Source organism: Taklimakanibacter deserti, from assembly GCA_003574785.1.
In genome coordinates this window covers 294,283-317,097 of sequence record QORU01000009.1, presented here as the reverse complement: position 1 = coordinate 317,097, position 22,815 = coordinate 294,283, and the positions used below count along the sequence as shown (strand labels likewise).

21 protein-coding genes are annotated in these 22,815 nt (G+C 61.8%); 8 read left to right on the top strand and 13 right to left on the bottom strand.

Translation table 11 applies throughout. From position 1 onward, the window contains the following. Positions 1 to 8: 8 nt before the first annotated feature. From DS839_RS20730 to DS839_RS20700, 7 genes are all read right to left on the bottom strand, one after another. On the bottom strand, positions 9 to 1,460 hold the full coding sequence (locus tag DS839_RS20730) for an NAD(P)/FAD-dependent oxidoreductase (protein ID WP_368911779.1): 1,452 nt from the start codon (positions 1,458 to 1,460) through the stop codon (positions 9 to 11). 1 nt (position 1,461) lies between these two features. After that, the gene (locus DS839_RS20725; RefSeq protein ID WP_119272354.1) at positions 1,462 to 3,048 is read right to left on the bottom strand and encodes a GMC family oxidoreductase; all 1,587 of its coding nucleotides are present in this window, start codon (positions 3,046 to 3,048) and stop codon (positions 1,462 to 1,464) included. Positions 3,049 to 3,055: 7 nt separating this feature from the next. Then, complete coding sequence (locus tag DS839_RS20720) at positions 3,056 to 4,138, bottom strand: ABC transporter ATP-binding protein (protein ID WP_119272353.1); 1,083 nt, start codon at positions 4,136 to 4,138, stop codon at positions 3,056 to 3,058. Positions 4,139 to 4,147: 9 nt separating this feature from the next. Continuing rightward, entirely contained in the window at positions 4,148 to 4,936 is a 789-nt protein-coding gene (locus DS839_RS20715; protein ID WP_119272410.1) for an ABC transporter permease, read from the bottom strand. Positions 4,937 to 4,942: 6 nt separating this feature from the next. Next, the gene (locus DS839_RS20710; RefSeq protein ID WP_119272352.1) at positions 4,943 to 5,860 is read right to left on the bottom strand and encodes an ABC transporter permease; all 918 of its coding nucleotides are present in this window, start codon (positions 5,858 to 5,860) and stop codon (positions 4,943 to 4,945) included. Between the two features lie 105 nt (positions 5,861 to 5,965). Then, complete coding sequence (locus tag DS839_RS20705) at positions 5,966 to 7,138, bottom strand: ABC transporter substrate-binding protein (RefSeq protein WP_119272351.1); 1,173 nt, start codon at positions 7,136 to 7,138, stop codon at positions 5,966 to 5,968. A 93-nt stretch (positions 7,139 to 7,231) separates the two neighbouring features. Next, positions 7,232 to 8,338, bottom strand: coding sequence for an LLM class flavin-dependent oxidoreductase (locus tag DS839_RS20700; RefSeq protein WP_119272350.1), 1,107 nt, complete (start codon positions 8,336 to 8,338; stop codon positions 7,232 to 7,234). 280 nt (positions 8,339 to 8,618) lie between these two features. Here DS839_RS20700 and DS839_RS20695 point away from each other — a divergent pair, with 280 nt between their 5' ends. Continuing rightward, positions 8,619 to 9,785 (top strand): mandelate racemase/muconate lactonizing enzyme family protein, encoded by a 1,167-nt coding sequence (locus DS839_RS20695; protein ID WP_119272349.1) that lies wholly within the window; start codon positions 8,619 to 8,621, stop codon positions 9,783 to 9,785. Between the two features lie 24 nt (positions 9,786 to 9,809). Then, positions 9,810 to 10,562, top strand: a complete 753-nt coding sequence (locus DS839_RS20690; protein WP_119272348.1) for an SDR family NAD(P)-dependent oxidoreductase — start codon at positions 9,810 to 9,812, stop codon at positions 10,560 to 10,562. A gap of 17 nt (positions 10,563 to 10,579) precedes the next feature. On the opposite strand, the gene DS839_RS20685 is transcribed toward DS839_RS20690, so the two are convergent. Next, on the bottom strand, positions 10,580 to 10,795 hold the full coding sequence (locus tag DS839_RS20685; protein ID WP_119272347.1) for a hypothetical protein: 216 nt from the start codon (positions 10,793 to 10,795) through the stop codon (positions 10,580 to 10,582). A 19-nt stretch (positions 10,796 to 10,814) separates the two neighbouring features. Then, positions 10,815 to 11,192 (bottom strand): hypothetical protein, encoded by a 378-nt coding sequence (locus DS839_RS20680; RefSeq protein WP_119272346.1) that lies wholly within the window; start codon positions 11,190 to 11,192, stop codon positions 10,815 to 10,817. 189 nt (positions 11,193 to 11,381) lie between these two features. Here DS839_RS20680 and DS839_RS20675 point away from each other — a divergent pair, with 189 nt between their 5' ends. Together DS839_RS20675 and DS839_RS20670 are read left to right on the top strand one after the other, a co-directional pair. Beyond that, on the top strand, positions 11,382 to 12,554 hold the full coding sequence (locus DS839_RS20675) for a M23 family metallopeptidase (RefSeq protein WP_119272409.1): 1,173 nt from the start codon (positions 11,382 to 11,384) through the stop codon (positions 12,552 to 12,554). 37 nt (positions 12,555 to 12,591) lie between these two features. After that, positions 12,592 to 13,839 carry a serine hydrolase domain-containing protein gene (locus tag DS839_RS20670; protein ID WP_119272345.1) on the top strand — a complete coding sequence of 416 codons (1,248 nt, stop codon included), beginning with the start codon at positions 12,592 to 12,594 and terminating at the stop codon, positions 13,837 to 13,839. Between the two features lie 21 nt (positions 13,840 to 13,860). Here DS839_RS20670 and DS839_RS20665 read toward each other — a convergent pair whose 3' ends face one another. The 4 genes from DS839_RS20665 to DS839_RS20650 form a co-directional block, all read right to left on the bottom strand. Then, a complete protein-coding gene (locus DS839_RS20665; protein WP_119272344.1) occupies positions 13,861 to 15,585 on the bottom strand; it encodes a ShlB/FhaC/HecB family hemolysin secretion/activation protein in 1,725 nt (574 codons plus the stop codon). Positions 15,586 to 15,673: 88 nt separating this feature from the next. Further along, positions 15,674 to 16,819: a serine hydrolase domain-containing protein gene (locus DS839_RS20660; protein ID WP_119272408.1), complete on the bottom strand. Its 1,146-nt coding sequence runs from the start codon at positions 16,817 to 16,819 to the stop codon at positions 15,674 to 15,676. 20 nt (positions 16,820 to 16,839) lie between these two features. After that, entirely contained in the window at positions 16,840 to 17,880 is a 1,041-nt protein-coding gene (locus tag DS839_RS20655) for a peptidoglycan-binding domain-containing protein (protein WP_119272343.1), read from the bottom strand. 207 nt (positions 17,881 to 18,087) lie between these two features. Further along, positions 18,088 to 19,152, bottom strand: a complete 1,065-nt coding sequence (locus DS839_RS20650; protein ID WP_368911778.1) for a LacI family DNA-binding transcriptional regulator — start codon at positions 19,150 to 19,152, stop codon at positions 18,088 to 18,090. Between the two features lie 82 nt (positions 19,153 to 19,234). On the opposite strand from DS839_RS20650, the gene DS839_RS20645 reads away from it, so the two are divergent. The 4 genes from DS839_RS20645 (at position 19,235) to DS839_RS20630 (ending at position 22,787) form a co-directional block, all read left to right on the top strand. Further along, positions 19,235 to 19,894, top strand: a complete 660-nt coding sequence (locus tag DS839_RS20645; protein ID WP_119272342.1) for an RraA family protein — start codon at positions 19,235 to 19,237, stop codon at positions 19,892 to 19,894. An 88-nt stretch (positions 19,895 to 19,982) separates the two neighbouring features. After that, positions 19,983 to 20,966, top strand: a complete 984-nt coding sequence (locus DS839_RS20640) for a TRAP transporter substrate-binding protein (RefSeq protein WP_368911777.1) — start codon at positions 19,983 to 19,985, stop codon at positions 20,964 to 20,966. Between the two features lie 64 nt (positions 20,967 to 21,030). Next, on the top strand, positions 21,031 to 21,507 hold the full coding sequence (locus DS839_RS20635) for a TRAP transporter small permease (RefSeq protein ID WP_368911776.1): 477 nt from the start codon (positions 21,031 to 21,033) through the stop codon (positions 21,505 to 21,507). Continuing rightward, a complete protein-coding gene (locus tag DS839_RS20630) occupies positions 21,504 to 22,787 on the top strand; it encodes a TRAP transporter large permease (protein ID WP_119272340.1) in 1,284 nt (427 codons plus the stop codon). The genes DS839_RS20635 and DS839_RS20630 overlap by 4 nt, the downstream gene beginning before the upstream one ends. The last annotated feature ends 28 nt before the right edge of the window (positions 22,788 to 22,815 follow it).

The window sequence follows — 22,815 nt, the reverse complement described above, 5'->3', positions numbered from 1 at the left end:
GACGCCCCCTATCGCGTTCCGATCTTGAGTCCAAGATAGCCGGGAGCGGCGGCCAGGGCGCGGGCCAGGAATGGCGCGGGCCGGCGCGCATCCTCGGCATCCTCGCAAGCGACGATGGCGTTCCGGATGGCACGTCCGCCCCAATAGCGGAAAGGCTCGGGCGGAAACGCCAGGCGGTCGCGCCGGCAGAAGGGCGACGTCGACCATTTGTCCTTGGTATCGAGCACGAGGGAAGCGAGGCATTCGCCCGCGATGACCGTGGCGTTCACGCCATGGCCGGAATAGCCCGAGCCGTAATGGATCCGCGTTCCAGGAATGGTGCCGAAGCAGGGAATTCTGTCCGAGGTCACCTCGATGGGAAAGCCCCAGCGCGCGGCAATGCCGCTGCCGAGGTCGGGAAAGAAGCGCTGCAATCCCACTTCCGCTCGTCGCAGGCTTGCCGCATCGTCACGCAGTTGCGCGGCGGCATGGGTGCACCCTTTTTCCAACGGTCCCGAGCCCGATCCCATGAGGATTCGACCATCGGGCGTGCGGCGGAAATAATGGGTGAACATCCTGAGGTCCGCAATGCCACGGGCCTGGGCATAATTCATCCGCGCCAGGAGCTCAGGCGCCGGCTCGGACATGACCGGAAAACTGGAAAACAGCGACGTGCCGCGCGCCACGTCGGGGATCGACATTGTCCCCGTATAGGTGGCAAGGACGACATCTCTCGCACTCAGCGCCCCGCCGGCTGTCGTGACCAGGCAGGGACTTCCCTTTGCGATGGACGTCACCGGCGTCTGCTCGAAAATCCGCACGCCGGCCTGCACCACAGCGTCGCGCAGCTTCCGGCAAAGCCGCGCCGGATGGACGGTGGCGCCTTCTTCGAACAACAGCGCCTCGTCGAAGCGGGGCGAGTCGCAATAAGCCGCCACTTCCTCCTTCCGGAGGTGGCGGAGCGTCGACTCGATACCTAGCAGCCTGGCCGTGGAAAGATATTGGCGAAGTTTGATGCTCTGATAGGCCGAGGTGGCGACCCGCAAATATCCTTTCTCCGTCCACCACACGTCCAGTCCTTTGGCGGCCGCGAGCTTCCGCAACCGTTCCTGAGCTGTTGTCCCCAGCCGCGCGATCTCGACGCATTTGTCGGGACCAAAAAGCGAGAGGAGTGTCGGCAGCGCGCTCCAATAGCCGTGGACATTGCCGCCATTGCGGGAGCTGGCGCCGTCACCGCAGCGATAAGAGTCGAGGATGACGACGTCCAGTTCCGGATGGCGCTCCTTCAGGATGAACGCGGTCCACAATCCCGTAAACCCGCCACCGACGATAACCACATCCGCCGAGACCTGTCCGCTGAGGCCCTGCGCTGCGTCTTGGGGAAAAGACTCCCTCATCTCGCGCTGCCACCAGGAGAATTGGCTGGCCACATCCGCCGGCACGGCGGGAAGCAATTGCATCTTCAGGGGGTCCGCCGTCATTCTATTTTCTGTTGCCGCGGATGAAATCCGCCGCGCGCTCGCCGACCATGATGGCCGGCGCGTTGAGGTTGCCGGAAGGCACCCGGGGGAAGACCGATGTATCCGCCACGCGCAGCCCGTCGATACCCCTGACGCGAAGCTCAGGATCGACGACCGCCATATCGTCTGTTCCCATCCGGCAGGCACCGCAAGGGTGCAGCGCGCCTTGGCCGGATTTGCGCACAAACTCCATCCTTTCGGCCTTCGTCTTGAGGATGCTTCCCGGCCGGTAAGGCTGCGCGATGTATTTGGCGATGGGCTTCTGCTGCAGGATCTCCTGAGCCAGGCGCACGCCCTCGGAGAGACCGATCACGTCATATTCCTCCGCGAGGTAATTGGGGTCGACGATGGGAAATACATCGGGGGCGGCGCTGCGCAGGGCGACATGGCCACGTGATCTCGGACGCGACAGATAGACATTCGTCGTGCATCCATTGCCGCTGGGCGCGGAATCCGAGCCTTCTTCGACCCCGGCTCCCGGAAGGAAATGGAACTGCAGGCCGGGCAGACTGTCGGCTGAATCCGTGTACCAGCATAGTCCGCCCTCGCAGATATTCGAGGTCGCGGGTCCATTGCGGAACAGCACATATTGCAGGCCGGCCCAGGCCTGCCAATGAAGCTTCTTGTACTTGTCGTAGCTATGCGGGCCGTTCAGGTCGTAGATCAGGAACATGTCGAAGTGATCCTGAAGGTTCTTTCCGACACCCGGAAGGTCGTGCCGCACCTCTACGCCAACCTCGCGCAGGTGATCGGCGGGTCCCACTCCCGACAGCATCAAGAGATGCGGCGACCCGATCGCGCCGGCGCACACGATGACCTCTTTTGCCGCCAGCGCTCTGGTGACGGTTCCGTCTTTGATATATTCGACTCCGACCGCCCGGTTGTTTTCGATCAGCAGGCGAAGAGTCTTGGCCTTGGTGAGCACCTTGAGAGTCTTGCGGTTGCGAGCGGGACGCAAATAGGCCTTGGCTGCGCTGCATCGCAACCCATCCTTCATGGTGACTTGATAGAATCCGACGCCGGCCTGATCGCCCGAATTGAAATCGGGATTGAATTTGATCCCCAGCTCCTGGGCACCCTGCGCCCACGCTTTGGTGAGATAGTGAATGTGTCGTTGGTCGGATACTTTCAGCGGTCCGTCAATACCGTGAGCCTCGCCGGAAAACCGCTCGTTGCTTTCGGCTTTCTTGAAATAGGGCAGCACTTCCTTGTACGACCATCCGGCGCATCCCCGTTCGGCCCAGCTGTCATAGTCCTGCGGAATGCCCCGCATATAGACCATCGCATTGACTGAGCTCCCCCCGCCCAGCACGCGGCCCTGGACAAACTCCGGCGTGATCCCGCCTTGTTGCGCTTGCGGTTCCAGCCGGTACCGGGTGAGCATGTTGCCCTGCGACGTCTTGTAATAGGTCACCGGGATGTGGATATAGGGGCTCCAGTCGCGCGGACCTTGCTCGAGCAGAAGCACGGTGCAATCTGGATCTTCGCTCAGCCTTGAAGCGATCGTGCAGCCGGATGAGCCGCCGCCAACAATGATATAGTCGTGCATTGGCCGATCAACCCGAAAGAACCACGATCGCCGCCGGGTCATATTGCAGGCTGACATGCGACCCGACGCCGAACCGGATGCCCGCCGCGGTTCTGGGCTCCTGGCATTTCAGCACTGTGCCGCTGGCATGCCGCACTTTGTAGACCACGCGGCTGCCGATGAAGACCACGTCTTCGACGATGCCTGGCACGGCATCGTGCCTGCCCGGCTTGCCGGCCCGCGCCTCCGTCAATGATGCGGCCTCGGGGCGAAGCGATACATGGATATCCGAACCGCTGCGCAAGCCTCCGACGGGGGCCTCGATCTCTCCGATCGGGAGATTGAGCACGGCACCTTTCGCATCGGCGGATTTGACATGCCCGCCGAGGATATTCGTCTCTCCGAAAAACTTCGCGCAAAACAGCGTTTTCGGCGCGCCATACATCTCGTCCGGCGTGCCTATCTGCTCGATCGCTCCCTTGTTCATCAGGACCACGCGGTCAGAAAGGATCATCGCTTCATCCTGGTCATGCGTCACATAGATGAATGTCGTTCCCGTCTCTGTGTGGATGCGCTTCAGCTCTTCCAGCATGATATGGCGGATCTTGAGATCCAATGCCGCGAGCGGCTCATCCAGCAAGAGGACGGATGGGCGGTTGACAAGGGCGCGCGCCAGCGCGACCCGCTGCGACTCGCCGCCGCTGATCTCATTGATCCATCTTCCCGAAAGGCTCTCCAGCTGCACGAGCTTGAGCATCGCGGACACTTGCGCGTTGATCTCTGCCTTCGGCAATCCCTTGAGGCGCAGTCCGAAGGCGACATTGTCGAAGACGTCGAGATGAGGGAAAAGTGCATAGCGCTGGAACACCATGTTGACCGGGCGCTTTTCCGGCGGCATCTGGGTGACGTCCTGGCCTGCGATGACGACCGTGCCCGACGTCGGCGTTTCAAATCCCGCCGTGATGCGCATGAGCGTCGATTTTCCGCAGCCGCTGGGTCCCAGCAGCGTGAGGATCTCGCCTTTCCGGACATCGAGATTCACGGTGTTCAGGGCCTTGACCGATCCCCAGGACTTCGAAATATGTTTCAGCTCGACGATGTTGTGACGCATGTTCCTGTCCTATTCATTCGTGGCGCGCGCGGCGACCGCGCATCTTCTTTGAAACCACAGGCTCGCACCCCCTGCGGCCATCACCAGGATCGAAAGGACGAGCGCCATGACGCTGGCCGCGTTGATGGAGGGATCGACCGTCCTCCGCATCATCGACCAGATGAACATGGGGAGCGTCGTATCGTTCCCCGATACGAACACCGTGATGATCAGCTCATCGAAGGAAAGCGAGAAGGTCAGTATCGCCGATCCGACAATGGTCGGCAGGAGGATCGGAATGGTCACGCGCCGATAGGCCTGGAGCTGCGTGGCGCCCAGGTCCCTGGCGGCTTCCTCCAGGGACGGGTCGAAGTAGTTAACGCGCGAACGCATCGCCTCGACGAAAAAGGGCAGCGTGAAGAGCACATGGCCGATGGTGACGGTCAGGAGCGATCGCTGCAGGCCGATCAGGCCAAAGAGCGTCACCAGCGAGATGCCGAGGAATAGGCCGGGAAGGCCCACGGGGGCGAAATTCAGCCATTCGAAGAACTGTCGGTATCGCCCCTTCATGCGGATCAGCGCGAGGGCGGCGAGCGTTCCGAGGACGGTCGTGACGATGGACGTATAGAAGCCGACCTTCAGGCTGTTGACCAGTGAAGCGACGAAATCAGGCTTGGATAGCAGCGTCTCATACCATCTGAGACTGTATGTCTCTATCGGGAAGGTGAGTGCCGGTGAATCATTGAAGCTGAACAGCACGATCATCGCGATCGGCGCGAACAGGAAGAACAGATATGCGCAAAGATAGGCCCTGAGCATCTTCACTCACTCATGGTAGCGCCGGCCGGGCGCGAGATTGAGGATCCGCAAGAGCAGGGTGAAGGCAAAATATACCGCGACGAAAGTGCCCATCATGACGAACGCCATGGCCGAGCCGAGCGGCCAGTTGCCGGCGCTGCGGAACTGGTTGGCGATGAGAAGTCCGCTCGTGACACCCTCGCGGCCGCCCAGGAGCTGCGGCGTGATGTAGTCGCCCGCGGCGAGGATGTAGGTGAACATGAAGGATCCGACCACGCCTTTATGCGCCATGGGCAGGATGACCTTCGTGAGCACGGCAAGTTTCGACGCTCCGAGATCGCGGGCGGCGTCGAGGTAATCCTGCTTCACGTCCCTGAGCGCCGAGACGAGGATGAGGAGCGAGAACGGCACCATGATGTGGATGAGCGTCAGGACGGACGCGAACGGGCTGAACAGGATCACCTGCAGCGGTTGATCGATGATTCCGCTGCTCACCAGGAACGAGTTGATGACGCCGTTCGTGCCCAGAATGGTTCGCCAGGCATAGACACGCACGAGATAGCTCGAGAACCAGGACAGCAGCACGAGATAGAGGATGAGATTGCTTTTCGTCCTGTAGACGAGATAGTACGCGACCGGAAAGCTCAGCACGACGGAGAAGAAGGCGGTGTAGAAGCCGTTCTTCAGCCCGACCCAGGTGGCCAGCCAGAAGCTGGTGGAGGCGAATATCCTCGTAAAGTTGTCCGTGCTCCACACATATTCGATGACGAATGACCGCGCGGTCAGGAAGCTCACGAAGAAGAGCAGGATGACCGGAAGCACGAAAAACAGGAGGAGGAAGGCGAGCGGCGGCACTCCCAGGCCAAAGCCGCTCGGCAACGTCAGCGCAACCTTGCGCTTGGCGATATCAACTTCATCACTCTTGCTATCAACGAGAGCCGACATGCGTGTTTTGGGTCATCCAGGATAGGTCAACAGGCTATGTACGAAGCGCAACCTCCGGGCGAGCGCGCTGCGTCCGCCCGGAGGTGCGACATTCGCGAACGACCGTCAGAGGCCGGCGCGGAAGTCCGCCCAAATCTGCAACCAGTCGTCATAGGTTGCAAATTGATCGGACGAGCGCGGCGGCTGACCGTAGATCTTGATGGATTTGAACTGCGCATCGAAATTGTCATAGTCGAATAGCGCCTTCGTCTGCGCATCCATCAATGCCGGCGCCTTGTTCGAGACCGAGGAGCAGACGGCCGTCTTGGAAATCGATGCCTGGATCTCAGGCGTCAATGCCTCATTGATATAGGCATAGGCCGTATCCACGTTCTCCGACGTCTTGGGGATGAACCAGGCATCGGCCCAGACGGCTCCACCCTCCTCCGGGTAGATCGAAACCGTCTTCACATTCTGCTTTGCCGTCTCCAGAGGCACGGCACTCCACACGCAGAAGCAGGCGGAGATCTCGCCCGAGGCGAACAGCGAGATGACGTCGCCGTTTGAAGAGGCAAAGACCTTCGTCTGATCGCGATAAGGGATCAGCTTCTGAAAACAGTCCTTGAGCTCTTCCTTGCTCAGGTTCGGAAACCTGTCGCCGTAGCCCGTGACTTTCGCGATCTGCGGCCAAAGCGTCAGCGGGTTGTCGAGGAATGCCAGCTTGCCCTTCACTTCCGGGCGCAGCAGGTCCTTGTAGCTCTTGACTTCGAAGCCGAGCTTCTCCTGATTGACCACGATCGTATCCAGGCCCCAGCACCAGGGGATGCCCCATTGCTTCCCGTCCCAGTACCACATGTCCCCTTGGAAGAATGGCTTGTAGATGTCCGTCTTGTTGTAATTGGGGATCCTGGACACATCGAGCTCCGCCAGCACGCCGAGTTCGTTGTAGATGGCATTATAACCGTTGGAATATTCCGAGAGGTCCAGGCGCACAGCATTGGACCCGGCGATCTTGGCCGTCACGTCGTCCTGGTTGCTCATGATGGCGGCGCGCAGGCTGACATTGTTCGCCTTGCGCCACTCGGCGGTTTCCGGCTCGAGCGTATAGCCTTCCCAGGCCATGATCTCGAGGTCCCCACCGACGGCGGCCCTTGCCGGCGGCATCCAGGCGCCGAGATAGGCTCCGCCTGCGGCGGCGCTTCCCATCAGGAACTTTCGCCGATCCATCATCAGCCGGTTGAATGCACCGGCCGTCCGCGCTTGCGCTACGCCGGCAGGCTGCTTCGTTGCGACGCTCATCTCTTTCCTCCATATCGTTTGTATTTCGTTGAACTTGTCTCGTTGCCTTCCAGGTTGCGCGGGCCGGAGTCCGCGCCGTCTCTCGCGGGCGACCTATTCCGCGGCCTTGAGAGAGCCAAAGTGCTGGCTCAATTTTGGCATCACTTGCGTCGCGAGAAGTTCCATGGACCGCCGATGGATGTTCGGCTTGTCCCAATCCTTCTGGGTCATCAGCAGCTTGCCGACGGGGCCGCCCACATCGTCGACAAAGGCGACAAGCTTGTCCATAACGGTCTTGGGCGAGCCGGATATCACCATCCAGTCGAGGCAGTTCTGCACGGTGACATCGCTGTCCAGCGTGTTCATCGTCGGCTTCAGCACGCCGAGCATCTTGAACGCCTTCATGTCCTCGACGATGTAGTCATAGTACCAGCGGACCGACGATGACGGCTCGGCGAGGTAATCCTTCGCTTCCGCATCGCTGTCGGCGACGAGGATCGACCGGGCGATGCGCCATTTCTTGCGGTCCGGCCGGCGGCCGGCCTTCTCGCTGCCGACGACATACTGTTCCCAGTGCGTCTTGACATTGGCGGTCGGCGTGAAGTTGGCGGAGACGATGCTCCAGTTGTTCTCGCCGGCCTGCCGCGCGCTGCTGGAATTCGGGCTCATCACCGAGATGGCAAGTTCCGGAAATGGATGCTGGTATGGCTTCAGCATCGGACCAAAGCCGAGACTCGGGATGATGGTCTTGTCGACCACGATATCCCAATATTTGCCCTTGATGTTGTAGGGCGCGCTCTGCGACCAGATTTGATGCATCATCTTGATCGACTCGACGGTCATCTCGACCCGGTTCTTGTCGGTCGTGCCGTAAAGCTCGATGTCCGTCACCAGGCCGCCGACGCCGACACCCATGATGTAGCGGCCTTCGGAGAGGTGATCGAACTGGGCGATCTGGCTGGCTAGACGGGCGGGATGATGCTGCGGGACGTTCAGGACGCCGGTCGCGAATTTGATCTGCTTGGTGGCGTGGACGAGCGTCGCGAAGAACTGCAGGGGATCGGCGATCGGCTCGCAGGAGCATGTCGTATGTTCGCCGACCCAGACTTCCTTGAAGTCCAATCGATCGGCGAGAATGATGGCTTCGCGATCCTGCTTCAGCACTTCCGTGTAGTTGCGGCGCTGATCGTGCAGCGGCATCATGAAAAGCCCGAGTTCCATTTGAAATCTCCTCCCAAGAATAGGCATCGGTGTTGCGGAATCTCGAAGACCCGGCAGCAAGCGCTGTGCCAGAGCCCGATCGGCCGTCGATTCAAGGGTTTAGCTGTGGACCGGGCACCGTGGCCCTGACGCCGCCGGTCTCAGTCTTGAGACTCCGGGCGTTCGAATTCTCAAGGCTGCGCCGCTCCCTCGCGGGTTTCATGGACTTCCTGTTGTTCCACGGTCTGGCACTCCAATTGCAAGTCGCGACGAGCAGAGTGGATCCCTTCTGGAGAGAAAGATGCGTGTGACGAATATTCGGGCTTACCGGATTCCGACCGGCGGCGTTCGCCCGGTGCTGGTCGAGATTTCGACGGACGAGGGCATCACCGGATGGGGAGAGGCGGCCGTCGCCTATGGGCTTGGAGCCGCCGGCGCATCCGGCATGATCGCCGACTATGCCCAGCGCGTCATCGGCGCCGATCCGCTCTATCCGCGCCACGTCTATCACGCGATCTATGACAATTCGTTCTGGACCAAGGGCGGCGGCGCCATTGCGTTCGCGGCGATCAGCGCCATCGACCAGGCCTTGTGGGATATCAAGGGCAAGGCGGCGGGCAAGCCCGTCTATGAATTCTTCGGCGCTGCGTTCGAGATGACGGCACCCGTCTATGCCAATGGCTGGAACTATCACTGCAACGATGCCACGCAATGGGCCAAGGCGGCCGAGCGGCCGCTGAAGGATGGCTATAGGATGCTCAAGAGCTATCCTTTTGCCACCCAGCAGCCCGGACGCACGCTGACCCATGTCCAGCGCCGCGCTTTGTCGACCGAAGAGTTTCAGCGGGCCATCGACCGCGTCTCTCTCTTGAAGGACGTGGTCGGCAATCAGGCCGAGCTGCTCATCGACTTGTCCGGCGGCGTCAACAACGACCAGCTCCTCAGATTCCTGGATGTCTGCCAGGAGCTCGATGTGTCCTGGGTGGAAGAACCCCTCGATGCTTTCAATATCGGGGGGCTCAAGAACCTTGCCGGCCGCTACAAGTTTCCGATCGCCGCGGGAGAGCGGGTCTACACGCGCAACGGCTTCCGGAATCTGCTGGAAACGGGCGCCATCGATGTCGTCATGCCGGATGTCGGCAACTGCGGCGGCGTATTCGAGCTCATCCAGATAGCGGCCATGGCCGAGGCGTATAATGCCAGGATATCACCGCACAATTGCGCATCCGCGCTGTGCACGGCAGCGACGCTGCAGGTCTGGGCGGCCTGCGCCAACGCGATGCACCTGGAAATCTATCCCTACTTGCCGGAGTCCCAGGGCTATGTCCAGGTGCTGAAAAATCCACCCGAGGAACGCATCAGCGGCGGGCTGTTGAAGGTCGGCACGGATCCAGGCCTGGGCGCTGAGGTCGATGTTGAACGGCTCAAGCCCTATTGCCGCTACGACTACAAAAGCTCGGCCGATTAGAGATCTTCACCAGGAACAAGAGCAATGATCGCAGACCTCCATGGAAAGAATGCGCTCGTGACCGGAGCTTCATCCGGGATCGGCTTGGCAACGGCCAAACTGCTTGCGAGGCTCGGGGCAAGGGTGGCAGCCTGCGCCCGCAGAAAGACAATCCTCGATGCGCTCGCCAATGAGCTGGGAAATGGGACATTGGCCATTGAAGTTGACGTCTCCGACGATGCGAGCGTCACCTCCGCCGTGTCGACAGCATGGAAGGAGCTCGGACCAATTGACATTCTGATCCACGCCGCCGGCATCGTCACCCCTGCCCGCATCGCCGAGCTGACGCCTGAGGCATGGCGCCATGTGATCGCGGTCAATCTCTCCGGCGCCTTCTATGTCATGCGGGAATGTGGTCTGCGCATGCGGGAACAGGGCGCCGGAAGCATTGTCGCGATCGGCTCAGACCTGTCTTTCAACGGCCTGGAGTATTATGCGCATTATTGCGCGTCCAAGGCGGGATTGGCGGGGATGGCCAAGGCGCTGGCGCTCGAGCTGGCGCCGGCGGTGCGCGTGAACTGCGTATGTCCGGGTCCGGTGGACACGCCCATGATGGAAGCCGAGCTCCAATGGTTCGGCGGCACTCCGGAGTTGAAGGCAAACTACATCGCCCAGGTGCCGCTCAAGCGTTTTGCGACGGCCGACGAGATCGCGCGTTTCGTGGTCTTCGTTGCGTCGGAAGCGACATTCGCGACAGGAAGCATGCTCAGTACCGATGGCGGGACCACCGCACGCTGACAGCCAAAGTCAGAACTCTATTGCAGCAAATATGATCCGCACATGAGCACGGCGCCCAGGCCCAACACGATCACCACTGGAAGGTTGGGACGCCAGACCAGCAGCGCCGTCGAGACCGCGGTGATCAAGGCCGCCTGGATGTCGCCACCGGCAAGGTGAAAGACCGTAAGGGCGCCGGCGATGATCAGACCTACGCCGGCTGGCGCAAGCCCTTCCCGCAGCGCCCATGCCACTTCCTCTCCGCCCGGCGTTCTAGAGCCAGCGCATCGCGGCGGTGTCGGAATCGCCGGGCTGGCTGTTGAAGGCGAGCTTCGCGCCGGGCGCCACGTCACGAAGGACGTTGATCAGGCGCTCGAATTGCAAGGCCATGGGCGCAAGGGTCCGCAGACCGGCGCCGACGACGATGACGTCATAATGCTTTCCGGCAAGCGCATCCCTCACCTGGCGCTCGACTGTTTCCGTATCCCGCGTAAGAAGCAGTGCCGCGGAATGGCCCACGCCTTCGAGGCGCGCCACCGACCCGTTGAGCCCGTCCATGATTTTTGCCGCGGACATGTTCTTGGGCGCGTAGGACGCCGTGAAGTCGATCAAGGCCGGATCTTCACCGATGATAAGGATGGACTTTCCCATAATGACAGCTCCTGTTCCGGGGACTCGACGATCAACGCCGAAGCGGTCATTTGGTGCCTTGGGCCAATCGCAATTTCCGTTGCCGGGCCGTCCCCGCCACCGCCGAGGCAGGCAAACATTCCTGCTTGGCGATGAGACGCCCTTATCGTAGCCTTCCGCCGCACCGTAAATGTGGGGGGCGTGTTCGCGATGCGAGTTCCGGTCTGGGTGGTTTCCGCGCTTGTTCTGTTGCTGATGCTTTCATCCGGCGCGCGCGCTGCCGGCGACGAGCCGATGCTCACGCCGCTCGTTGCCGAGATCATCGCGCCGCCCTATGTCGTTCCGGGCTCGGACGGCAAGCGTCACATGGTCTACGAGCTCGCCCTCACCAACATCACGAGCGGGGATGTTCGTTTCGAGAAGCTTGCGGTCGTCGATCCCGACAGCGGAAAAGTCCTTGCGGTCCTCGGCCCCGATGAGCTCGCACAACGCGTCACGCCGGGCGCCAGCCGGGGCAAGGAGACACGCGTGCTCTCCGCCTATCAGTTCGCGGTCATATTCCTGCATATCCCGCTGCCCGAAGGCATGGCGGCGCCGGCGCGCATCACGCACGAGATCACGGCGCGTTTGGCCGTCATCGACGCCGAGGTGACGATGACGCTGGGCGACAGCACGGTTGTCTCGACACCGCCTGTCGTGCTCGGCGCACCATTGCGCGGCAAGGGTTATGCCGCCGGCGACGGCTGCTGCGATTCCATCCGTCACGTTCGCGCTCTGCTGGCGATCGATGGCAAATTCCATCTCGCCCAGCGCTTCGCCATCGACTGGGAACAGATCGACGAGACGAACACATTGGTCGCGGGCGACACCAAGATCCCGGCGAATTATCATATCTACGGAAAGCCCATCCTCGCCGTCGCCGATGGCACGGTAGTCGCCACGCGCAACGACTTGCAGGACCAGGTGCCCGGTGCGTTGCCGGAGAACCTGCCGCTCGACGAGGCGGACGGCAATTTCGTCGTCCTCGACATCGGCTCCGGCCACTTCGTCAACTATGCCCATATGCGGCCCGGCAGCGTCAAGGTGAAGCTCGGCGACAAGGTTCGGCGCGGCGAGCAGCTCGGCGAGGTCGGCAACACCGGCAACAGCCAGGCTCCCCATTTGCATTTGCATGTCATGGACGGTGTGTCGCCGCTCGCATCGAACGGTCTGCCCTATGTCTTCGACAGCTTCACCATCCCCGCGGTCGATGAGGCGGGCACCGAGGACTTCGACAAGGCGGAAGCGACCGGATCGCCTCTGACGCTGACGCCGCGCGTCCCGCCCCGGACGCTCGAAAACGTCCTGCCGCTCGACCTGTCGATCGTCGACTGGCCGCAATGATGGTATCCGCAATTTGCTTTCATATAAGGAGAATGAAATGGCAGAGACTGGAGTTCACTTGTTCCTTCGCTGCATCGGCTCTGCCGCCCTGCTCACGCTTTTCCCTTTAAGTGCATTCGCGGCCGAGGATGCGCAATGTGTCGCCAATGTCGAAAAGGTGGTTGCCGATGGCGCGACCCCGGCCAAGGCAACGCCGCTGCCACCGGAGCTCGCCGCAAAGCTTGACGCCGCCGTTCAGTCTGCGCTGCCGCAGACTGCGGCTCCGGGAGTCATCGTCGGCGTCGTGACGACTTCCGGAACGTGGAAGGCGGTCTATGGCGTGGCCGACCCTGCCGCCGGCACGCCCATGGCCGTCGGCATGCACACGCGCATCGGCTCGGTGACAAAGACATTCACGGGCACCGCGATCATGCAGCTGGCGGAAGCCCAAAAACTGTCGCTCGACGATACGATCCAGAAATATGTGCCTGGCATTCCCAATGGCGACCGGATCACGCTGCGGCAGCTCGCCGACATGACCAGCGGCATAGCGAGCTATACCCGAAGTCCAAAATTCCAGGATGTGTATTTCGCCAAGCCGGAAACGATCTTCACACCCGAACAGCTTGTCGCGATCGGGGTGAGTGAATCGCCTCTCTTCGAGCCCGGAGCTTCGTTCGACTATTCCAACACCAACACTATTTTGCTGGGGATGGTCATCGAGAAGGTCTCGGGCAAGCCTGTCGGTGAGGTGTTCAAGGAGCTGATCTTCGATCCGCTGAAGCTTCACAACACGTCCTGGCCGGGCGACTCGGTGGATATGCCGGCGCCCTATGCCCAGGGCTTCACCCTGCAGGGCGATTTTGCCAAGCCCGATGCGCCGAGCAACGCGACGAACTGGAATCCGGCCTGGGGTTGGACCGCGGGTGAGTTGATCTCCAATATCGACGATCTGCTCGTCTACGGTCGCGCCTTGGGCACGGGTCACGGTCTGCTGGGAGGGGCGGCGCAGAAGGAGCGGCTGACCTCATTTCCCGGCGTGGCCGGTTATGGCATTGGAGTCGCCTGCATCGGCGGTTGGGTCGGCCATACGGGCGAACTGCCCGGATACAACACCTACGTATTTTATCAGGCGGACGCCGGTATGACTGTCGCGGTCCAGACCAACAGCGACATCGCTTCCGGCGGTTGCGAGGCAAAACCCACGCTGACCGATGATCCAGGCGACACGGAATGCTCCTCGCCGGCAAAGCGCGTGTTTGTCGCAATTTCAAAGGCGCTCGATCACCCGTATGAGGGTCCGTGATCGCTGTTGCTGCACGCGGCTCTAATAAGCGCAGATGATCTGGAACAGGAATCGCGTTCCGGTATCGGTCAGTCTTTCGCTGTCCTCGTAAGGCACGGCGACAAGCGCCCGGGCATTGACGTAGTTCCCGAACCCGGCCCTCGCCCCTATTCCGGTCGAGCCGAGTTCTTCGTGTGTGTAATCGACGCCCGTATCATGGTTCCAGATCGCGCCATAGTCGATGAACGTAAACACGTTCAAATTCGAGATGGGCAAGGTTTCGGGAAGCTCGATGTCGCGCCCCACTTCCAGCGCGGCGGCTATGCCGCTGTCCCCGGAAGCCGCTGAGCCGTCGAAAGCCAGGCCATAGGGATCGCCGCCGAGCACGACTTGGACCGCCGATGGGAGTGCCGTCGGTGCATACTGGGCTTCGACCCGAAGGCGCGCGGCGACATGTGGCGCGATCTCCTTGCGCAGATCGAGATCGGCGCGGAAATACCGGTAGTCGTCCGGAACGCCTTCGCGCGGCGCGCGCGGGTCGTCGCCGCTGCTCGCGCCGAGCCCGTCGAGACCCTGGCCGAAAGTACCGGTCAAGGTGATGGCCCCCTTCTCCAGCTCGCCCGTGTAATTCAGGGATGCTGCCAGCCATCGCAGATCCTCCTCCGTCAGCCTTACTCCGCCTGCATCCAGCGAGTTGTCTTTGAAATTCAGCTCGATCCGGCCGAAAATGCTGTGCTCGATGGTCCGCAGGAATGGATAGTTGGCATAGGCCGTCCCGAAGCTCGACTCTATGTCGAGATCGAGAGGTTCCAGATCGCCGCCGGGCTCTGAAGAAACATGCCCTATGCTGTATCCGACATGCAGTCCGTCATAGCCGATGGGCACATCCTGCGAGCCCAGGATGAATTCGAGTTCCTTGGGGCTCGCGGGAATGGTGACCCCGACGATGTTCGTCGCCTCGAACAGTCTCAGCGCATCGTTGAGGGTGCCAGTGCCGGTCAGTTGATAGGGACCAACCTCGTCGCTGCCCAGATTGTCGAATATGGCGGTTGCACCCCAGCGCTTGAAGCTGATGTCGAGTTTCAGATCGCCGCCCGCGGAAGGCGTGTCGGGCCGAATGAAGAGGCCTTCGATCGTCAGGCCGGCAAGATCGCTCATCAGCAGGAGGACGCGCTCGGCCTCCTTGATCCGGATCGGGCGCATGGCGACCATGCGATCGATATAGGGCTTGAGGCGTCGCTCGATGCCGGGAATGGTGCTGTTGATGATGACCCGGCGAACATAGGATTCATAGAGAACGATGACGACGTGGCCGGAGGAAAAGTCCTGCTCGGGGACGACCGCCCAGGAGAAATAGCCTTCCCGCTGGTAGATGGCATCGATCCGCTCGGCGATCGCATAGAGCTCCGCGAGGCTTATCCGTTTGTTCAAGTCGTGCGCCCAGGCCGGCCGCAAAGTTTCGTTGGCCACCGTCACGGCGCCCTGAACCGTCACCGATCGCAGAGTGAACTTTACTTTTCGAGCGTCGGCGGGCGGCGTTTTCTTGCGCGCATCCGAAACCGAAAGGTCGATCGTGCCGGGCTTTCGCGGCGCCGTATAGCGCCGGATGATCTGATCCTGGTCTGAAACGACCGAATCGATCTGATCGGCAACACTCTGGGCGCGCGATGGCCCCACGGTCAAAGCGCTCGCCGTGATAATCGCGATAACAGCGATTATCCGCTGCGCGGCCTTCAGCAACTCGAGCAGTGCCCCCCGGTCAGGCATTCGCAAGCCCCACTTTGATCGAGCCCATCATCCCCGAGGCCCGACGGGCAAACTCCTACCAAATTTTCCGTTAGGTCGGGGAGATATTTCAACGGCTCAGCAGAGCGCAGACCGCCTGGCCCTGGACCTCCCGCAGGCGTTCGAGCAGCTCGCCGGTCGGCGCGGAGAGGTTGAGCGTGGTGGTCACCGAGCGCGTCCCGTCCGCGGTGGCGGCCGCCCACTGGGTGTAGCCCGGGAAGTTCCCGGTGTGGCCATATACGACGCCGCACGGCGTCGTATAGCGGAACAGCCCGAGACCGGACTCATTGGTCCCGGGGCCGGGTGGACCGGAAGAGCCGGGCACGAACTGCATCTGCTGCTGCTGTTCGGCCGCGCCGAAGAACTTCAGCCCGAGATCGGCCCGGATGAACGCCGCGAGGTCGGCAGGCGTCGACACGATCGCGCCGGACGCCCAGGCCCCGCTCGGGCTGATGAAGCTCGTCACGTCCTGCGGGGCAGACCCGGGCTCGACGGAATAGCCGTGGATGAAGGGCGACGGCAGGTCGAGGCGCTCCGTCGGGAAGCTCGTCTGCCTCAAGCCCGCGGGGCCGAATACGATCTCCTTGAGCAGCGTCCCATAGGACGTGCCGGTGACCGCCTCGGTGATCAGGCCGATAACGACGTTGTCGGTATTCGAATAGCCGTATTGAGAGCCCGGCGCGAAGACGAGCGGCTCGTCGCGGACCCAGCCGATGATGTCATTGGGCAGGACATGGCGTTGCGGGTGCGTCGTCACGTCGTGAATGAAGGCGTCGGAATTGAGGTAATCGGGCAGGCCGCTCGTGTGGTTCAGCATCTGGCGAAGCGTGACCCGCGACCAGGCGGGGGGCAGTCCCGGCAGGCGCTGGCCGATCGTGTCGTCGAGGCTGAGCCGGCCCTTCGACACGAGGTGCAGGGCCACCGCACCGTTGAACGCCTTGGCGACGCTGGCGATGCGCATGTGATCGCCGACCCGCGGCGCGCCGCTATGCGCGACATCGGCGCGACCCGCCTGCAGCACGCTCATGCGACCGTCGCTGTAGAGGGTGACGATCACGCCTGGAGGTCCGCCCTCCGTCGCGACGAGCTGCTCGAGGCCACGCTGCAGGTCGGCTTCGGTCGTCTTCGTCTGGCCGGCCGCGGGGCCTGGCATCGGCGCCGCGAGCGCGGCGCATATGATGCCCATGAGCAGGCGCCGGTGGAGCAAATGGGGCATGCGATCACTTGTGCCCTCGATCACAATCCACCTGGGCACTTCCCTGGTTCTTTCTTTTCGGCGTCGGGCTGTTTCAGATACAGACCGGGGTCGAATTCTTCGGGAGACACGGTGACTTCGTCCGTAACGCCGGAGTCGATATAGCCATCGGTAATCGCAAGGCCCGCGAGAAGCTGTTTCTCGGTGAGAGGATACCAGAAGCCCAGCTCGTGAGAATAGGCGGCAATGGCCAGCCGGGCCAGTTCCGCGTTGTCATACAGGTCGATCTCATAATCTTCAGTCAATTTTCCGTCCGAGTATTTCTTGTAGCCGTCGATATAGGGAGTGCGGCTGTTCGTTCCTCGATACTTGTCGACAATTTCGCCGACGGTGACCTTTTCCTTCTTGCCGTTGAAATAGATCTTCCGGATGAGAAACCCCCAGGCAGCCACCCCTTGCTCGGGAGTTTCATATACAGTGGTTACATTGCCATCGGGACCGGGAAGGGTCGTTCCCACATATCCCTTCATGCTGTCTCTCTGCCATTTCGAGATATTTATGGCGCCGGGATTGTTCGTTCGAAGAGCTCTTCGCGTAAGCGTGTCAGATGAGCTGTATTGGGCGTCCGGTTGACCGCTGAAGAAATTGCCGGCCTCGGTCAGGCTTCTGAAATTGAACTCATTGCCTTGCGGATATTTCGCGTCGCGAAAGGGCGTGTCCAGACGGCGCACCAGGTGCGTGTCCCAGAACGGCAGTCCCATGGCTTTGCCGGTCTCGGGGCCGACAATACCATCGACCTTCAATCCCTGCGCCGTCTGAAAGGATTTCACGGCACTTGTCGTTCGCGCACCAAACAATCCATCGACCATGCAGGAGTAAAGCTCTCTGTCCGCGAGCACGTGCTGAACCAGCGCCACTCTGCGATCAAGACTGTCGCTTTCGGTTTGCCGAAACAGAGGACCTTGGGATCCGCCTTGGGCGAGCGCAATTTGTACCAGGCACAGCGCCGAGAAAATGCCCGAAGCCGCTGGGAGCACGTATTTGCGCCACGTCCCCGCTCGCCCAGCAGAAGGCAAATCCATTGCTCTTCTCCGCCGCCGCCGATCAAACTTCCCAGATTTGACGGTGGTATCCAAACGTCAGCTTGTCAAGGTGCAACAGGATCATGTCCTGTGGCGTGGTGCAGCTGAGGCGTCGGTTCCTGCCGCTGCATTGGCGGCCAAACGGCAGCGGCAACCGACCGAGCAGGATCGGTCGAGCACTCACAGCGGCCGGTCACTGCCGGCATGCTACACTGACGAACCCGCGACCAAGTCGACCGCGAGAACATGCTCCTTTTGCCTGAAGTGCCCCGTCTCCAAGCGGTCGAGGATAACCTCGGCGCCTAGCTGACCCAGTTCGTAGGCTGGGGAGCGTGCGGTCGTGAGCGGCGGATCGGCGAAGCCCGAGAATGGAAAGGCGTTGAACCCAGACACGCCGACATCCCCCGGGACGCGGATGTCGTGCCGCTTCAGCACTTGCATGACTGTCAAGGCCACTTGGTCGTTCTGCCCGATGAAGACGTCGGGCAGTGCCGCGCGCGCGAGACAGCTCTCAGCGGCGGCGGCAATGGACTCCGCGCGGGTCTCATCGCAGCGCACCAGGTCGAGCGCGACCCGCTTGCTGCCGAGCACCTGGCGGAAGCCGCTCACGCGCTGCTCGATCGCCGGCCACGACAGCTCAGAGATGAACATCACCGCCCGCTTGACTCGGCGCTTTTGCAGGATGTGGCGCGCCAGGCTGACGGCGCCCGCCCGATCGTCCTGGCGCACGAAGCAGGCGTCCGCGGCGGCGACGGGCTGGTCCTGGAAAGCGACGAAAGGCTGCCCCAACTCGGACAGCAGCTTGATGTAGCCGAGGCGCTCGCGCCGCGAACCGGATAGCGTCACGCAGAGCGCGTCCACTTCCGATTCCCGCACCAGAAAAGAGCTTTTCAACTCGTGCGGCCTGATGCCATGCAGCAACAGGCCGAAACCCTGTGTGCTGAGATGGTTGCTGAGCCCCGCCACCAGATTGGTGGTGAAGGGATCGGCCAGAAAGCTCGGCGATACATCGACGATCGCCATGCCGATGATCGACCGGCGCAACTTGCGCAGGCCGCGCCCGACGCGGTTGGGGCGATAGCCGATGTCGCGGATCGCATCTTCGACGCGCTGACGCGTCGCTTCCGAGACGCCGACATTGATCCGGTTAACGACTTTGGACACCGTCGCCGTCGACACGCCGGCGCGCGCGGCGACGGAGTGAATGTTGGGTGGCTTGGCCATTTTTTCTTCCGCTTCCTCGGGGGCCCAGTAGAGCAGGTTGACGATCAACCCAAAATGCCATACGAATTGCCCATCGTAGTTAAACGTTTAACACACGACAAAATTGCTGCAATGCACAGTCGGGGTTCTGATGGCGATCGATTTCTTGGCTCTCAAGGGTCAGCTCTATTCGGCGGTTCTGTCCGACGTGCTCGACAATTTTGGCTTCAAGCACCAGGCGATGTGGCCTTTCATCCGGCCGCTCGATGAATCGCTGGTGCTGTTCGGGCGCGCACGGACCGGTATGTACATGAATACCTATGCCGTCGCCGAGGGCGAGAACCCCTACGAAATCGAGATTGCGCTGGTCGACGATCTGAAGCCGAACGACGTCGCGGTCTTTGGGTGCAACGGGCCGACCACGCGGCTGGCCCCCTGGGGCGAATTGCTGAGCACCGCAGCCAAGCACCGCGGTGCCGCCGGTTGCGTGACCGACGGGCTGGTGCGCGACGTCCGCCACATCCGGAAGATGGGTTTCCCGGTCTTCAACGGCGGTATCGGCCCGCTCGATTCCAAGGGTCGCGGCAAGATGATGGCGATGGACGTTCCGATCGAATGCGGTGGCGCGCGGGTCGCGAGCGGCGATCTGATCTTCGGCGACGTGGATGGCGTCGTCGTCATTCCGCAGGCCGTCGCAGAAAAGGTGATCGAGGCGGCGCTGGAGCGCATCAACGGTGAGAACCAGACGCGCGCTCATCTCGAACAAGGGGAGCTGCTCTCGCAGGTCTATGCGAGATACGGCGTCCTTTGACGGCGCCAAACGAGCCCTCTGAAAACATGAACCAGGGAGAGTAACAATGAATCTAAGACTGAAGATAGTCACGCTGGCGAGCGCTGCCGTGCTCGCCTGCATGGTGTCCGCAGCCCAGGCGGCCGAGTTCGCAATCCGCGGCAGCCATTCGGAATCGACCGAAAGCCCGCTGCACAAAGGCTGGCTGGTATTCGAGGCTTATGTTGAAAGCGCCAGCGGCGGGCGCATCGACGTTAATATCTCCCCCGCCGGCCAGCTCGGCGGCATCAAGGACGGCCTGGAACAGGCCAAGGTCGGGGCTATCCAGCTGGCGCATGGCGACGAGCAGACGCTCGACACCTTCTATCGCCCGATGATGATCCTGGCGACGCCGTATCTTTTCGCCAATGACGAGGAAGCGCAGCGCTTCCTGCGCAGCGACTTTTTCATGGGCATTCGCGAGCAGATGGCGAAGGAATCCGGGCTGCGCCTCCTGGCCGCCGCCTCTTACGGCTTCCGCTGCTTCACCAACAACGTCAGGCCGATCAAGTCGGCCGCCGACATGAAGGGCATTCGCATGCGCGTTCCACCCAGCCCGATGTCGCTGGCGATGGTCGAGGCGATGGGCGGCTCGCCGACCCCTGTGCCATGGGAAGAACTCTACAGCGCCATGCAGGCGGGCGTCGTCGACGGCCAGGAGAATCCCGTCGGCATCGCGCTCGACTACTCCTTCGACCAGGTGCAGAAGCACATGACCCTGGACAACCACCAACTCGGCCTCAACAGCCTGGTTATCAATGAGGCGTTCTACCAGAGCTTGCCGCCGGAGCTGCGCGCCATCGTCGTGACCGGTGCCGAAATGGCCGCGGCTACGGAATATGGCGAGCGCAACTATCAGGCGCGCGTCAGCGCCGTCAGCGCGCTGCAGGGCAAGGGCATGCAAGTCTACGCGCCGACGCTGGAAGAGCAGGACAGCTTCCGCAAGGCGGTTGCCCAGCCGATGCAGGCCTACCTGAAGAAGGAACTCGACCCTGGCTACGTCGATGCCGTTTACAAGGAAATCGCCGATCTGCGCGCGGCGGCTCTGAAGTAGTCGTCATCGGGTGATGAACCGTCCCTGGGCTCCACCGCCCAGGGACGCTTCTATGGAGGGGAACGTGGTCGGCTTTGTCCGCGCGCTGGATCGCTGCATCGACGTCATTCTCGTCCTGTCGATGGCCATCGTCGTCATCGCCTTGGCGAGCCAGGTGACGCTGCGCTACTTCTTCCATTCGCCACTGCCTTGGCCGGAGGAGCTCTCGCAGTTCCTGCTGGTCGGGATGTCGTTCCTCGGAATGTACGTCGCGATCCGCCGGAATCAGCACATCCGCATCGAGTGGCTGCCGAAGAGCGGCTCCGGCTTCATCCGCGGGCTGAAGCTGGCCGGTCTGCTGTCGGTCTGCCTCTTCCTCGCCTATATCGGCTATGGCGGCTGGGAACTGGCCATGGCCGCCTGGGGACAACCTTCTACCGCTTTGCGCATTCCCATGGCCATCCCGTACCTCATCATTCCCATCGCCTGTTTCCTGTCCTTCGTCGCCATCATTGCCTTGATGCGCCGCACGTTGCGCGGGCAAGAGAGCAACCCGTCATGATGGCCGCCATCGTCATCCTTCTTCTCGTGCTGCTGCTTGCGGCCGAGACACCGATCGCATTCGCCGTCGGTGTCGCGGCGTTCCTGGGGTTGATGCTGACAGGCCTCGGCAATGCGCCGATTTCGGCGCAGCGGATGTTCTCCGGCATGAACAGCTACGGCCTGCTGGCGCTGCCGCTCTTCATTCTGGCCGGCAACATACTGGTCGCCGGTGGCGTCATCAACCGCCTGGTGGAATTCGCCGACCGCATCGTCGGCCGCATCCGGGGCGGTCTCGCCCATGCCAACGTCGTTGCCAATCTGATGATGGCCGGTGTCTCCGGTTCGGCGACCGCCGACACGGCGGCGCTGGGATCGGTCATGACCCCGATGATGACGTCCCGCGGCTATACGAAGGATTTTGCCGCGGCGCTGACCATCTCCGGCGCCATCATGGCGCCGATCATCCCACCCAGCCTGATCATGGTGATCTACGCCATTCCGACCAAGCTCTCGATCGGGGCGATGTTCTTTGCGGGCGTCCTGCCCGGCGCGCTCATCGCGCTCCTGCTGATGGCGTACATCGCCTATGCCTGCCGTAGGCATCCGAAATCGCCGCGGCAATCCGGCGAGAAGTCGCTGGGGCGCGCCATCGTCGAGGCCATTCCGGTGCTGATTGCACCGGTCATCATCGTCGGTGGCGTGCGCGGTGGTGTGTTCACCGCCACCGAGGCCGCCGCGATCCTCGTAGTCTATGCCCTGTTTCTGACACAGGTCCTTTACCGATCGGTCAGCAGCCGGGAACTGTTCTCGGTGTTCCGGGAAAGCGTGCTCACGACCGCGACCGTGATGATCGTCGTGGCGACCTCGACCATGTTCGCCTGGTTCCTCGCGCTGGAAGATATCCCGACCGCAGCGAAGACGCTGTTCACATCGATCACGGACAATCGCTATGTGTTCCTGCTGATCGTCAACGTGTTTCTTCTCTTCGTCGGTTGCCTGGTCGATACCGTGCCGGCCATCCTGATCTTCGTGCCGATCCTGCAGCCGGCTGCAGTCGCCTTCGGGATCGACCCTATCCACTTCTCGATCATCGTGATCGTCAACCTGATGATCGGCCTCAACACGCCGCCGGTCGGGACCAACTTGTTCGTGATCTCGACGGTGACGGGCCGGCCGGTCAGTGCCATCACGCGGGCCTTGATGCCGTTCTATTGCGTGAAGCTGGTCGCGCTAGCACTGATCACCTATATCCCGACGCTTTCGCTCTGGCTGCCGAAACTGGCAGGCCTGATCCGATGAATACCTTCTCTGACTACCGGAGCCACTG